Origin of the sequence: Halobacillus sp. Nhm2S1, from assembly GCF_019599545.1 — a bacterium.
GTDB lineage: Bacteria > Bacillota > Bacilli > Bacillales > Halobacillaceae > Halobacillus.
The window spans coordinates 800,335-814,338 of record NZ_JAIEZV010000002.1; the positions used below are offsets into that span (position 1 = coordinate 800,335).

The window sequence follows — 14,004 nt, forward strand, 5'->3', positions numbered from 1 at the left end:
GAATTTGTAATGAAAAAAGTATTAGTTGTATGTGGAAACGGTTTAGGAAGCAGCATGATTGTGGAGATGAATATTAAAGCAGCACTGAACGAAATGGGGAAAGAAGCAGAAGTATCTCACACCGATTTAACAACAGCCAAAACGGAACAAGCAGATGTCTATTTAGGTTCTGAAGATATCGTAGAAAGTCTGGAAGACGGACAAAAAAATGTCGTGAAACTAAGGAACCTTATGGATAAGAACGAGCTTCGTGAAGCATTGGAAGCGCAGAATTTATAAAGTCCCATAACCCTATTAAACTACAAAGGAGCGTCTCCCATGATTGATTTAATAATGAAAGACATCTTAGGTACACCTGCGATCCTTGTCGGTTTATTTGCCCTGATTGGACTCCTGGTGCAGCGCAAAAATACAGGGGATGTTGTCTCCGGAACGCTTAAGACGGTCATGGGCTTCGTCATCCTGGGGGCTGGTGCGAATGTTCTCGTACAGTCCCTGGGACAATTCAGCAGTATGTTCAATGAAGCCTTTGCTGTAGATGGAGTCATCCCGAACAATGAAGCGATTGTTGCCCTTGCCCAGGAAAGCTTCGGGACAGAAACTGCGATGATCATGTTATTCGGAATGGTCGTCAATATTATTCTTGCAAGAGTCAGCCCTTTTAAATATATCTTTCTGACCGGCCACCATACGATGTTCATGGCCTGCCTGATTTCTGTCATTTTATCCACTGGTGGTTTTTCAGGCATCACCCTGATTATCCTTGGGTCTATGATCCTTGGAGCATTGATGGTTCTTTTCCCTGCCATGCTTCAGCCTTTCACACGAAAAGTTACGGGTTCTGATGATTTTGCCATCGGGCACTTCGGGTCGATCGGCTATCTTGTTGCTTCTTTTGTAGGAAAGCGCGTCGGAAAAGGATCAAAATCAACAGAAGAAATCAAAGTGCCAAAGTCACTAGGTTTTCTAAGAGACACATCAGTTTCTGTATCTTTAACAATGATCATTCTGTTTTTCGTTGTTGCAGGTGCAGCAGGTCCCGCTTTTGTTGAAGGTGAACTGAGCGCCGGACAGAACTTTCTAGTCTTCGCATTCATGCAAGGACTGACATTCGCAGCCGGGGTCTATATTATTTTAGCCGGAGTGCGTATGCTTCTTGGTGAAATCGTTCCTGCGTTCAAAGGTATTGCGGATAAAGTCGTCCCTAACGCTAAACCCGCGCTTGATGCTCCAGCCATCTTCCCTTTCGCAGGGAATGCTGTCATCATCGGATTTCTATCCAGCTTCATTGCGGGCCTTGTAAGCATGTTATTCTTACCTTTACTAGGTTTGAAAGTTATCGTTCCAGGGTTGGTTCCACACTTCTTCACTGGTGCCGCTGCCGGAGTATTCGGTAATGCTACTGGCGGTCGAAGAGGAGCGGTGATCGGCTCAATGGCCAACGGTGTCATGATCAGCTTCCTTCCGGCTCTATTATTACCGGTACTGGGATCTTTAGGCTTCCAAGGAACAACTTTCGGAGATGCTGACTTTAGTGTAATCGGAGTCATTTTAGGAAATATGATTAATCTCATTGATTCCAACATGGCCATTTTTGCAGTGATCATTCTTCTTCTGGCCATCCCTTTTTTATTCGGCCGCAAATCAAAAACAACCGAAGAAAACAGTAATGCAGATGTCGCATAAATAGAAGGAAGCACTCCCTTTATTGTCAGGGAGTGCTTTTTATTTAATCCGCACCTTCTTCCATGCGAAAAATTATGAAACGTTTGGGGAGGGTTCCACAATGAAAGACTATCCTATTTACCTTTGGTCTACAGTGTTTCTCAGTTCAATGTTAGGTTGGGGTCTATTCCCTTTAGTAGGAACAGGGGCTTTTGCCATACCTGTAATCGCTCTTTTAATTCTTATTTCCAACCAACTGAATCGATTGGGAAATCAGCGTAATCAAGAGTAATGGATGATTGTAAAGTTATGAACAGAACGTCCAGTACATGCAGCCGATTCGCCGGTGCCTGGCACCAACTCATATTTGAAGTCACTTAAAAGCAAGGATACACTCTGAAGTGCACCCTTGCTTTCCTTTTTACTATTTAATTGGAAGGAATAAGCGGTAACTTGTTTCAGCACCAGTATAAGGTTTGTATTCCTCGAATCCGAATCCTTCCACCTGTTGATAGCCTTCATCCTCGATCCACTTATGCAGATAAGCGTAAGGATTAAAGTCATGAACCGAAGGGTCATATTCAAGCATGGCATACGTATGAGCAGGGATGGTCTTTGTAATCATGTTTGGCGGAATTTTCTCGAAGCTATCGACCTCTACAGCAGCAATCCAATAAAAGGCATCGGTCATCTCATTCCAATTTGGCGGATCGACGAACATTCCGATGGAACGCGGGGCGTTGACCCTGTTTCTTACTTTCGGCAAATTGGTCGTATGGAACTGCTCCATCAATCGCGGAATTTTATATTCCCGTTCATCCATCATGGTTTGACAAGAGACACCCACGACCTTGATATTGGACCTACGAACAACCTGGGGTTCCACAGCGGTTGTCAATTGCTTACTCATTGCATGGCCACTCCTTTTGGTTTTGAATATTCTCCCTAACTACTTCCACATCGATCCTAGATTTCCTTGTAAAATTTGTGTGTTCGATGAAATTCGTAGCCTTTCGACCTTCTTTTTACATGATTTTATTTATGAGGTCCTATTCCTATATCCTATTGTTGGTTCCGTCTGAATTATGCTCATAAATTCACTTCCAACCGACGACCGCTTGTAAAATGGCCTTTTGGACATGCATCCGATTTTCAGCCTGCTGAAAGACCGCCGAATGACTCCCGTCAATGACGCTTGCTGTTACTTCTTCCCCTCGATGGGCAGGAAGACAATGCAAAAAGGAGACATTCGATTTAGCTTTGTTCACCAATGCTTCATTCACTTGGTAGTCTTTGAAATCCAACAAGCGTTTTTCACTCTCCTCTTCCTGCCCCATACTTGTCCACACATCCGTGTAAATGACGTCCGCTTGTTTCACAGCCTTTTCTGGATTCTTCTCTAGTACAACGGATCCGCCATACCGCTTCGCCAATGCTTGTGATTTCTCGGTAATCAAAGGATCAGGCTGATATCCATCAGGGGCTGAGACGACCATTTCCATCCCCATCATAGCCGCTAAAATCATCAGTGAATGAGCGACATTGTTCCCGTCACCGATGTAAACAACCTTCACTCCACACAAGCGACCTTTCAGTTCTAAAATGGTGAAGATATCAGCTAAAGCCTGACACGGGTGATAGATATCACATAAGCCGTTAATGACAGGTACAGAGGCGTGTTCAGCTAGCTCTTTCAACCTTCCGTGGGAGGTCGTTCTGAACATGATGGCATCAACGTATCCAGAGAGCACACGTGCCGTATCCGCAATGGTTTCACCGCGGCCGACCTGAATGTCCCTTGTGTTTAAATAAAGGGCATGACCGCCCATCTGAACCATGCCGACTTCAAACGAAACACGCGTTCTTGTCGAAGATTTTTCAAAAATCATCGCCAGGTTTTTCCCTTTCAATGATTGGGAATACGGGTTTTCCTTTAAATGTTGGGCCTGCGCTAACAATTGGGATACCTCGGCTTGATTGTAATCAAGCCAAGTCAGAACGTCTTTCCCATGCATTGAGCCATCCGTTGTGTACATTTGTTCCATTAAATTCATTACGATCGCACTCCTTCTCGTTTATTACCCGGCAGAGGGGCGGGGAAGAAATCCTTACAAGTCAACGATTGGATATAAGCATCGAACGTTGCTTTCTCACTAAAAACGGTTATTCCATTTTTCACAGCCTGTATTCTTCGTTCGCTATCCTGCGAACTTGATCCATCATTAACATAAATAGCAGCTTCCTCTAGCTTTAGCCACTCGTCAAAGTCCTTGAGTGACAAAGTAGAATCCCCTTCGACAAAGCAGGAATCTCTTACTTCTAGCGCATTCGGTAAGTGGGAGAACACTTTTCGCAGAGCTTCATCTGTGGTCTTTCCAAGGCACATCCCCTCACCTGTTGATTTCATATTCGGACCAAGCTTATGATCCACTTCCGTCAAAGCATAGGAAGAGAACACAGGATATTTCACGGCTGTTTGCTCAAAGACAGGTGTTGGAATGGACATCAAATCGACCTTACCGGATGCCAATACACGGACGGCTAAATCAACAAGGGGAACGTCTGCCACCTTGCTCACAATCGGTACCGTCCGACTCGCTCTCGGGTTCACTTCCAGCACATACACGTTTTCTCCACTCAGTAAAAATTGGATGTTCATGATTCCTTTGTAATTAAAATGGCATACGATTTTATGGCTGTAGGATTCGATGGTCTTTTTGACATCATCACCAAGCGTTGATGGAAAAAGGGCCATACTGTCTCCCGAATGCACTCCTCCCGGTTCTAAATGTTCAATGATCTCAGGAAGATAGATATTTTCACCGTCCGCCACGAGGTCCACCTCTACTTCTTTTCCTTGCATAAAGGTGTCCAGCACAACGGGGTAGTGTCGTTCATCCGCTTCTTGAAGCGACTGTTTCAATTCGCTCATATCCTTGACTATGACCATTCCCTGACCGCCGATGACATAAGACGGGCGGCAAAGAATCGGAAAAGAGTAATGTTCTGCCGCTTTTAGCGCTTCATTTTTTGTATGACAAGTGGTTCCTGAAACATATGGGATGTTCAAAACATTTAATGCCGCATAGAATTTATCTCTGTCCTCGAGCGCATCTAAAACGTCTGTCTCAACTCCAGCAAGCGGCACCCCTTCCGCTTCTAGATCGGCTGCTAAATTGATGGCTGTCTGTCCGCCAAACGATGTGAATACAAGGTCAATGTCTTCGTGATCAACGATGGATGTTATGATTTCTTTTTGAATCGGTTCAAAGTAAAGGCGATCCGCTGTTTCATAATCCGTACTAACGGTTTCCGGATTGTTGTTCACCATAACGGTCGTCCACCCTTGTTTTTGCAGACTTTGAATGGCTTTCACCGCACTATAATCAAATTCAACTCCCTGGCCGATTCGAATCGGTCCGGATCCGAGAATCAACGCTTTTTTCTTCCCAGGAAGTGGTGAAATTTCATTCACACCTGCAAATGTGCTGTACACATAGTTGGTAGCTGCTTCAAATTCCGCTGCACATGTATCGACGAGCTTGAATTGACGAATAATCCCGAAAGCTTCTCTCTTTTTTTGCACTTCTTTTTCAGATATACCAACAAGGCGAGAAATCTCCTTATCTGAAAACCCACAAACTTTCACTTTTCTAAGAAGTCCTTCATCCAATGTCTCCTGCTGCAGGCTCTTTTCTAAACCGACAAGGTTTTGCAGCACCTGTAAAAAGAAGCGATCAATCTTCGTTTTCTCGTGAATCATCTCCAGACTTTCTCCTTCTCTTAAAAGGTGGAGAATAGCGAAGTAGCGCAAGTCTGTTGGTTTCTCCAGGTGATCCCATGGGTTCTGAATGTTGGGGATGTTCGTATCCAGGGATTGGACAGCTTTTTGAAAAGCCCCTTCCAATGTCCGGTCGATGGCCATGACTTCCCCTGTCGCACGCATCTTCGTTCCGAGTTTTCGGTCTGCTTCTGAAAACTTATCGAACGGCCAGCGTGGGAATTTAACGACGACATAATCAAGCGCTGGCTCAAAACTTGCGTACGTATAGCCCGTAAGCGGATTTTCAAGCTGGTCAAGCGTATAGCCAAGAGCCACTTTTGTCGCCATTTTAGCAATCGGATAACCTGTGGCTTTCGAAGCCAGTGCTGATGAACGACTAACGCGCGGATTAATCTCAATGACATAGTATTGACGACTTTCTGTATCAAGCGCGAATTGAACATTACATCCTCCAATTACATCGAGTTCAGAAACAATCTTGAACGCTGCTGTACGGAGCATTTGGTAATCGTTATCCGACAATGTCTGGGAGGGAGCGACAACAATAGAGTCTCCCGTATGAACACCCACCGGGTCGAAGTTTTCCATATTACAAACGGAAATACACGTCCCATTGTGGTCCCGCATGATCTCATACTCAACTTCCTTGAAACCTGCGATACTCTTCTCAACAATGACCTGGTGGATTGGACTCGCTTTGAGCCCCGTCGCAATCAACTCTTCCAGTTCTTCCGGTCTGTGAACGATTCCACCCCCACGTCCTCCAAGCGTATATGCAGGTCGACTGATGATCGGATAACCGACTTTTCCAGCAAAAGCTTCCGCCTGCTCAATTGTCGTAATGACTTCACTCTCGGGAACCGGTTGGGACAATTCATGCATCAATCCGCGGAACAACTCTCTGTCCTCCCCTTTTTGAATCGAATGGACACTGGTCCCTAACAACTCGAGATCATAGGCCTGCAAAACGCCTTCTCTTTCCAATTCAACGGCTAGGTTGAGCGCTGTCTGTCCCCCGAGTCCAGCAAGGAGCGCATCCGGTTTTTCCAGATCAATGATTTTCGTTAAGCTTTCAACCGTCAAGGGTTCACAATACACGACATCTGCCACGTCATGGTCTGTCATGATGGTTGCCGGATTGTTGTTGACGAGGATAACCTCACACCCTTCTTCTTTCAACGCGAGACACCCTTGCGTCCCTGAGTAATCAAATTCTGCTGCCTGCCCGATCATGATTGGACCTGACCCAATGACTAATATTTTACGAGACATGTGCCTTCACTCCTTTGTTCTTTACAAGTGTAAGAAAGTGATCAAACAACCATTCCGCATCTTTCGGCCCGGGATGGGCTTCAGGATGGAATTGTGCGGACATAATCAGCTTCTTCTCATGCATCAGTCCTTCAATGGAACCGTCATTAACGTTATAAAACCTTGTTACGAGCGGCGTCCCATTCAGGCTTCCTTCTTTGACCACATAGTTATGATTCTGCGAAGATAGAAACACTTTTCCTGATACCACGTCTTTGACTGGATGGTTCGCGCCGCGGTGACCGAATGTCAGCTTCGTCGTATCCCCTCCAAAAGCAAGAGCGATGACCTGATGCCCCATACAGATTCCAAAAGCCGGAAACTTCTCCAAAGCCTTTTTCAAAAACGGTAAAAAGTCGACAGTATCCTTTGGATCCCCTGGTCCATTCGATAATACAATAGCGTCTGGTTGGAGCGTATCCAGCATTTCGATTTTGGAGAAAGGAAGGACCGAGACACGGACACCTCTTTCAAGAAGAGCATTCAAAATCGATTTCTTCCAACCGAAGTCGATGAGTGCCACATGCACCCCTGCTTCTCCATAAGTATCAATCGTTTCACCACATACCTGCTGAATCTGATGAGTCTTTGTCGGCTTGAATAGATAATCTGTCTCGAAAGAAAGGGCGGCTTGCTGGGTTCCTTCTGCGCGAATGGCCTTGGTCACTTCTCTCGTATCTACTTCTGTCATGTATGGAATGTTTTGTTCGTCCAGATAAGATCCTAAGGACTTCCTTGCCTGAAAATGTGAAGGAGTTTCCGCACATTGGTACATGACCACACCACTTACTTGAATCTCTTTGCTTTCTCCATCCTCATCGTTGATCCCATAATTTCCTATCAATGGATACGTAAATACGACAATCTGCCCCTTATAAGAAGGATCGGTGAGAACTTCCTGGTAACCCGTCATGCCGGTGAAGAAGACGACCTCCCCTTGGACGCTTCGATCAAAGTGCTGTGAAACCTCCCCTTCAAATGATGTTCCGTCTTGTAAACATAAGTATCCTTTCATTCCATCACCCCATAAAATGAATATTTATTATATATTACGTATTTTTATACATTTAACTTTTGAGAAAGACGGTGTTGAACACGAATGTGAACATCACCGTCTATACATTTTTTATGCTTTTTGAAGACTGTCTTCATACTGTTGAATCGCTTCGGTAATTAAAGCAACAGCTTGGTCCATCTCCTCATATTCCACAGTCAATGGAGGAAGCAGCCTCAAAACGTTCGGGCCGGCTACTACAGCCAAGAGTCCTTTTTCTCTTAATGAGTGAACGATTTGGATCGCTTCACCGGATATGGAAATACCCAACATCAATCCTTCACCGCGTACTTCTTTCACACTATTAAAGCGCGCCAATGAATCTTCAAGCTTACCTTTGAACACCGTCCCTTTCTCTTTAACAGAGTCCAGGAAATCATTAACAAAGATTTTCTCAAGCGTCGCTTTCACCGCCGCTGACGCTAACGGATTTCCACCGAACGTAGAACCATGAGATCCTGCGGTGAAGGAATCTTTTAATTCAGCTTTCCCTATCATAGCCCCGACAGGGAACCCACTCCCCAATCCTTTGGCAGCTGTCACGATGTCAGGATCCAGTCCATGGTGTTGATAAGCAAAGGCTTTTCCTGTACGGCCGATTCCAGTTTGTACTTCATCAATGATTAAAAGGGCGCCTAATTCCCGGCATTTATCTTCGACCGTTTTCAGGAACTCCCTGGTCCCCGGTACGACTCCACCCTCTCCCTGGATGACTTCGACCATGATCGCAGCCACATGGCCGTCATGCACTTCCTCTATTCTTTGTACATCGTTATAAGGGAAGTATTCAAAAGTCGGAAGTAGAGAACCGAAGCCTTCATGAATCTTTTCCTGCCCGGTTGCACTCATTGTAGCAAAGGTCCGTCCGTGGAACGATTGCTTGAATGTAATAATTTTCTCTCTCCCTGTATGTTTACGGGCGAGCTTGATGGCCGCTTCATTCGCTTCTGCCCCACTATTACAGAAAAAGACGTAATCGAGTCCAGACGCTTCACTCAATAAATTCGCCGCTTCTTCCTGGACGGGGATTTGGTACAGGTTTGATACGTGCCAAACCTTGTTCAACTGTTCTTGTAACGCTTCCTGAACTTCTGGAGGTCGATGCCCGAGATTACAGACAGCTATTCCGGATACGAAATCTAAATAGTCTTTACCTTGATCATCGGTCACCGTTGTTCCCTGACCAGATACAATGGTTAATGGAAAACGATTATACGTAGGAAATAAACTCACTCAACGGGCTCCTTTCTTTTCGCTCGGATGGATGTGCCATTCAACATGTCGCCTTCCATCAAAGGCTTTTTACCACTCACTATCTTAACTTCTTCTAAATGGTCGGATAAGGCTTCCGTTGCTGAATGAACTTTCGGAATCATTCCACCATAGATGGTTCCTTGATCGATCATTCCTTCAATTTCTTCGGGGGTTGTGAGCGCAAGTATTTCATCTTCGACGAGTATGCCTGGGACATCCGTCACATAAAGGAGTTTTTCAGCACCGACAGCTGTAGCAATAGCTCCTGCAGCCACATCGGCGTTAATATTTACCGTCTGATGATCATCCGTTCTCCCAAAAGGGGCAACCACTGGAAGGTAGCCTTCATCAAGAAGCTTTTGGAGTAGCACTGGGTCCACCTCTCTAACCTCTCCTACAAGTCCCAGATTTTCCTTATCCAAGTAATCGGCTTGCAGCAATGAGGCTTCAGATCCTTTGACTCCGACAGCTTTCATTCCCTTTTTCATCAGATGGCCTGTGATCTTTCCATTCACAGAACCCCCAAGAACCATTTCTACAACCTCTAGCGTCTCCGGAGTCGTTTTTCGTAACCCGTCAAAAAATTCACCTTCGATATTCAGTTGATCCAGCAATCTTGTGATCGCAGGACCTCCGCCATGAACAATGATCACTTGATAATGTTTCTGCAGGTCCTGAAAGCTGTTATAAAAATCATCGGTGAGTTGATCGAGCATACTTCCTCCGAGCTTTATGACAATAACAGGCTTAGGTTCTGTAACTGGCATTGATTTTGACGTAGTCATAAGTCAAGTCACACCCCCACGCCGTGCCTTCCCCGTCTCCTTCACTAAGACGGATGGTAATTTTCACTTCTTCATTGTCCAAGTCTTCGGTTGCTTGTTCTTCAGAAAATGGGCAAGGGGTTCCGTTACTGAATACCAGTTGATCTTCAATGTAAATATCACACTGATTCGGATCCACTTCAGCGTCACTATGGCCGATCGCGCCGACAATCCTTCCCCAGTTGGCATCCAACCCGTAGACAGCTGTCTTCACCAAGCTTGAACCAACCACTTTCTTACCTATAACTCTCGCTTCTTCGTTTGTACGAGCACCGGTAACCACTACTTCAATCAGCTTTGTGGCCCCTTCTCCATCTTTGGCGATTTGTTTGGCAAGATCTTCACAAACGAGCTGAAGAGCGGTCTGAAAAGCTCCCCAATCCGGGTGTTCTTCTGTCAATGGTTCATGATCTATTTCCCCATTGGCAAGCGTCAGCACCATATCATTCGTTGAAGTCTCTCCATCAACCGTTATCTGGTTGAAGGATTTATCGATAGAAGAACTTAGGGCGCGTTTTAAATCACTGGATTCAATGGTTGCATCTGTCGTGATAAAACCAAGCATTGTCGCCATATTTGGGTGAATCATCCCCGAGCCTTTGGCTGCTCCACCGATGGATACGGTCTTTCCTCCCACCTGCACCTGATAACACGCATGTTTTTGACAAGTGTCTGTCGTAAGAATCGCTTGCTGAAAATCTTTATACCCTGTTTCAGAAGGATCCACATTCTCACACCCATGGGCGATCTTTTCCATCGGTAGCTGCTGTCCGATCACACCCGTTGAGGCTACGGCTACATATTCATCTGGAATCTCAAACCTTTTTGCAATCATGCGGCGCATCTCATAAGCATTGGCCAGGCCTTGTTCCCCTGTACATGCATTAGCAACTGCACTATTGATTACAACACTTTGAATTTTCCCTTGTTCCGCAATGCTTTCCTGCGTCACTTTGAGAGGCGGGGCCTGGAAATGGCTTTGAGTGTACACAGCCGCTGCAGAAGCCGGTCGATCACTCATAAGAAGAGCGAAGTCCTTTTTTCTGTATCTTAATCCGCTATGAACCCCTCCTGCCTTGTACCCTTTCGGCGTAAGAATGGATCCATCCGCTACTTTTTCAATTGTTTGGGTGTTCTTCGCTTGTATCAAACCATCTCTCCCTCTCTTCATTAAGGATAAACAGGCAATGGTGCAAGCCCTGTTCTTTCATCATATTGGAATACAAGATTCATATTTTGGACTGCCTGACTGGCCGCCCCTTTCATTAAGTTATCAATGACACTTACAATGGTGACCCGCTTCGTGCGGGCATCAATCGTAAGGCCGATGTCACAGAAATTAGAACCATACACATCTTTCGTACATGGAAACCCGTCTGCTTCCCGGACCCTGACGAAAGGTTGTGATTCATAGTAGCTCTTAAACTTCTGCCTCAAGTCTTCTTCACTCATCTCTTCTTTTAACTGAAGATAGATAGTCGCCATAATCCCTCTTGTCATCGGAACGAGGTGTGTGGAAAAAGTAACGGGCTCTATTTGATCGTCCCAGATGGATAGTTGTTGTTCAATTTCCGGAATGTGCTGGTGTTGATTCACTTTATAGATTTGAAAATTCTCCTGGGTATGAGCAAAATGGGTAATCGGGTTTGGATTTTTCCCAGCCCCTGACACCCCTGACTTCGCGTCAATTACGATTGAGTCAGGCTTCACCAAGCCTTCTTTGACTAGTGGTCCCAAACCAAGTAATGTCGCTGTTGGATAGCACCCTGGATTGGCAATAAGGTCTGCCTTTTCTATTCGCTCCTGATTCCACTCCGGGAGCCCGTAGACGGCAGCATCAAGCGTCTCATCAGGTGCTGCTTCTTTTTTGTACCATTGTTCATACGATCCAGACTCTTTAATTCTTAAATCGCCAGAAAGGTCAATGACCTTTGCAGGACCACCCTGCAGTTGGGGTGTCAATTTACTAGAAACCCCGGATGGAGTCGCAAGGAAAATGACGTCCAAATCATTCCTCATCTGCTCCGGAATTAAATCATGTAACACATAAGATTCTTCCCCTTGAAATTGAGGGTAAATGTCTTCAAATTTCTCCCCTGCCTGGGAAGATGAATATAAGGTTATCGCTTTAACTTGTGGATGATTTGTTAATAAGCGGAGCAATTCAATTCCGCCGTACCCGGTCGCACCTACGATCCCTGCTTTCACTCTGAATCCACCTCTATGTATATTTATTATTTCATCTGTATATTTACAATATTATTAACCCTTAGGAAGCAGATGTCAATAGATTACCATCACAATTTGTTAGTTTTACAGATTCTTAATGTATACACTGCATAGTCTCAACAACCCCTATGGAGATCAGATTGTGAAAAGATATAAAGAATGGCGACTTATCCACATGTGAATAAATGGCCTTCCTCATTCCCCCTATCTGCTTTTATTAACATATGCACAATTTTATACACATTATCAACAGTACCCCCTCCGCTATTGACTCCTATAGAAGCTCCCTTCCCTTACATACGAAGTATCAAGTTTCGCATGAGGAAAAAGCTCACTCCCTTTACTGTTCAGCTTTCAAACACCCCGAAAGCATACAAAAAACCCCCAGCCGTGAATGGCTGGGGGAAATGATTTTCAGACGTTGAAGGACTGGAAAATGTTTTTTTCGTTCATTGGGAAAACTTCGCGTCCCACAAGGTGGTTGATGATCACTTTATTCCGGTGGATCGACAATCCAAGGTTAGTGGAACCTACGCCGTGGGTATGGGAAATCCCACTGTGTACATAAATTTCATTGGCTGTCTCTTCCGTCGTGACAAGCCGATAATCTGCGGTCACCTTATATCTTCCTTCTTCATCCCATACAAGAAAGTCTTCCAAGTGATGGACAAAGTCCGGAACATAAGGCTTATAGCCCGTTGCTGCAATCACAAGATCCGTTTGATGCGTGAACGTTTCCTTTTTCTGATAGTGGTAACATTCGAGTTCATAGCCACCATCCGCTTTTGGACGGACATCCTTCACTTCACTAAGCACCTGCAGTCCGACATTCAGATCTTCTCGCCCGACCGAATACTCGTAAAGGAGGTTGTAAATATCATTGATTGTATGGTTGCTGATTCCTTTATAATAGAGGCCCTGATTGGCGAAGATTTCATCTTTTTGCTTTTGTGGAAGCTGGTAAAAATAATTCACATAGTCCGGTGAAAAGTGCTCGAGGCTTAGTTTCGATTCTTCCATCGACTCAAAACTCGCCGAGCGTGTAATCCAATCAAGTCGATAACCACAATCACGTTGTTCTTTCAGAAGTTCGCGGAAAGTTTCGGCAGCACTTTGGCCGGAGCCGACCACCGTAATCGATTCCGCTTTCCGGCAGCGGTCCTGGTTCGGCAGGAAATCTGCTGTGTGGAAAACGTCTTCAGAAGGAGCATCTTGGAATGTGCCTGGCATGACCGGCACACTTCCGGTTCCCATCACTAAGTTCTTCGTACGGTAAACTTCTGTTTCTCCATTTTCTACATTCATCACTTCTACTTCGAAAAGCTCTTCGTTATCTTTGTAATGTTTTATATTCGTGACTCTTTTTCCAAATCGGCAGCTGTCGAGCTGTCGAGCTACCCATTGGCAGTAGTCATTATACTCTCTTCTCGGGATGTCGAGCCGCTGCAAGAAGTAAAACTGATACATCCGCTCATTTTTGCTGATGTAGTTCAAAAAGCTGTATTTGTTCGTCGGATCCGCCATCGTCACCAAATCAGCGATAAAAGGAACTTGCATTTTTGTCCCTTCAATCAACATTCCTGGATGCCAGTCAAAAGCACTATGCTGTTCAAAGAAAAGGGGTTCGACATCCTCTATTTCATCCAGCAGAGCAGCCAGACTCAAATTAAAAGGTCCTACACCTACACCGATCAAATCATAGATCTTTTCTCGTTGTTCCATCATCGACGACTCCTTTATGTTACGTTCCTCAAATGTTTGTGGGAATCTTCTATCCCCATAAATCACCCTGAGCTTTTCCACTCCAAAGATGATGTCTTTTCAGAAAAATGTCCGATTTCTGAAAAGGATGTACTACCCTTATGTTATCATATCCACATCCT

At 45.0% G+C, this 14,004-nt stretch carries 12 protein-coding genes; 3 read left to right on the plus strand and 9 right to left on the minus strand.

Features of this window, described 5'->3' with window-relative positions; all coding sequences use genetic code 11:
* Positions 1–9: 9 nt before the first annotated feature.
* From K2225_RS10255 to K2225_RS10265, 3 genes are all read left to right on the plus strand, one after another.
* Positions 10–279, plus strand: a complete 270-nt coding sequence (locus tag K2225_RS10255; RefSeq protein ID WP_220584646.1) for a PTS sugar transporter subunit IIB — start codon at positions 10–12, stop codon at positions 277–279.
* A gap of 39 nt (positions 280–318) precedes the next feature.
* Positions 319–1,686 (plus strand): PTS ascorbate transporter subunit IIC, encoded by a 1,368-nt coding sequence (locus tag K2225_RS10260; protein WP_220584647.1) that lies wholly within the window; start codon positions 319–321, stop codon positions 1,684–1,686.
* Positions 1,687–1,786: 100 nt separating this feature from the next.
* A complete protein-coding gene (locus K2225_RS10265) occupies positions 1,787–1,957 on the plus strand; it encodes a hypothetical protein (protein WP_220584648.1) in 171 nt (56 codons plus the stop codon).
* A 132-nt stretch (positions 1,958–2,089) separates the two neighbouring features.
* Here K2225_RS10265 and K2225_RS10270 read toward each other — a convergent pair whose 3' ends face one another.
* From K2225_RS10270 to K2225_RS10310, 9 genes are all read right to left on the minus strand, one after another.
* The gene (locus K2225_RS10270; RefSeq protein ID WP_146814938.1) at positions 2,090–2,575 is read right to left on the minus strand and encodes a GyrI-like domain-containing protein; all 486 of its coding nucleotides are present in this window, start codon (positions 2,573–2,575) and stop codon (positions 2,090–2,092) included.
* A gap of 187 nt (positions 2,576–2,762) precedes the next feature.
* Positions 2,763–3,719: an ornithine carbamoyltransferase gene (gene argF, locus K2225_RS10275; protein ID WP_220584649.1), complete on the minus strand. Its 957-nt coding sequence runs from the start codon at positions 3,717–3,719 to the stop codon at positions 2,763–2,765.
* Entirely contained in the window at positions 3,719–6,721 is a 3,003-nt protein-coding gene (locus K2225_RS10280; RefSeq protein ID WP_220584650.1) for a carbamoyl-phosphate synthase (glutamine-hydrolyzing) large subunit, read from the minus strand. The genes argF and K2225_RS10280 overlap by 1 nt, the downstream gene beginning before the upstream one ends.
* Positions 6,711–7,775 (minus strand): carbamoyl phosphate synthase small subunit, encoded by a 1,065-nt coding sequence (locus tag K2225_RS10285; RefSeq protein WP_220584651.1) that lies wholly within the window; start codon positions 7,773–7,775, stop codon positions 6,711–6,713. The genes K2225_RS10280 and K2225_RS10285 overlap by 11 nt, the downstream gene beginning before the upstream one ends.
* A 111-nt stretch (positions 7,776–7,886) precedes the next feature.
* The gene (locus K2225_RS10290) at positions 7,887–9,047 is read right to left on the minus strand and encodes an acetylornithine transaminase (protein WP_220584652.1); all 1,161 of its coding nucleotides are present in this window, start codon (positions 9,045–9,047) and stop codon (positions 7,887–7,889) included.
* Positions 9,044–9,853: an acetylglutamate kinase gene (argB, locus tag K2225_RS10295; RefSeq protein ID WP_220584653.1), complete on the minus strand. Its 810-nt coding sequence runs from the start codon at positions 9,851–9,853 to the stop codon at positions 9,044–9,046. Before argB ends, K2225_RS10290 begins: the two co-directional genes overlap by 4 nt.
* Positions 9,816–11,042: a bifunctional ornithine acetyltransferase/N-acetylglutamate synthase gene (gene argJ / locus K2225_RS10300; protein WP_255574385.1), complete on the minus strand. Its 1,227-nt coding sequence runs from the start codon at positions 11,040–11,042 to the stop codon at positions 9,816–9,818. The genes argB and argJ overlap by 38 nt, the downstream gene beginning before the upstream one ends.
* A gap of 20 nt (positions 11,043–11,062) precedes the next feature.
* Positions 11,063–12,100 carry an N-acetyl-gamma-glutamyl-phosphate reductase gene (gene argC / locus K2225_RS10305; RefSeq protein WP_220584655.1) on the minus strand — a complete coding sequence of 346 codons (1,038 nt, stop codon included), beginning with the start codon at positions 12,098–12,100 and terminating at the stop codon, positions 11,063–11,065.
* Between the two features lie 435 nt (positions 12,101–12,535).
* A complete protein-coding gene (locus K2225_RS10310) occupies positions 12,536–13,843 on the minus strand; it encodes a lysine N(6)-hydroxylase/L-ornithine N(5)-oxygenase family protein (RefSeq protein ID WP_220584656.1) in 1,308 nt (435 codons plus the stop codon).
* Between the last annotated feature and the right edge of the window lie 161 nt (positions 13,844–14,004).

Coding starts and splice junctions, on each gene's coding strand:
- K2225_RS10255 (WP_220584646.1), top strand. CDS start 10: ATGAAAAAAGTATTAGTTGTATGTGGAAACGGTTTAGGAAGCAGCATG.
- K2225_RS10260 (WP_220584647.1), top strand. CDS start 319: ATGATTGATTTAATAATGAAAGACATCTTAGGTACACCTGCGATCCTT.
- K2225_RS10265 (WP_220584648.1), top strand. CDS start 1,787: ATGAAAGACTATCCTATTTACCTTTGGTCTACAGTGTTTCTCAGTTCA.
- K2225_RS10270 (WP_146814938.1), bottom strand. CDS start 2,575: ATGAGTAAGCAATTGACAACCGCTGTGGAACCCCAGGTTGTTCGTAGG.
- argF (WP_220584649.1), bottom strand. CDS start 3,719: ATGAATTTAATGGAACAAATGTACACAACGGATGGCTCAATGCATGGG.
- K2225_RS10280 (WP_220584650.1), bottom strand. CDS start 6,721: ATGTCTCGTAAAATATTAGTCATTGGGTCAGGTCCAATCATGATCGGG.
- K2225_RS10285 (WP_220584651.1), bottom strand. CDS start 7,775: ATGAAAGGATACTTATGTTTACAAGACGGAACATCATTTGAAGGGGAG.
- argB (WP_220584653.1), bottom strand. CDS start 9,853: ATGACTACGTCAAAATCAATGCCAGTTACAGAACCTAAGCCTGTTATT.
- K2225_RS10310 (WP_220584656.1), bottom strand. CDS start 13,843: ATGGAACAACGAGAAAAGATCTATGATTTGATCGGTGTAGGTGTAGGA.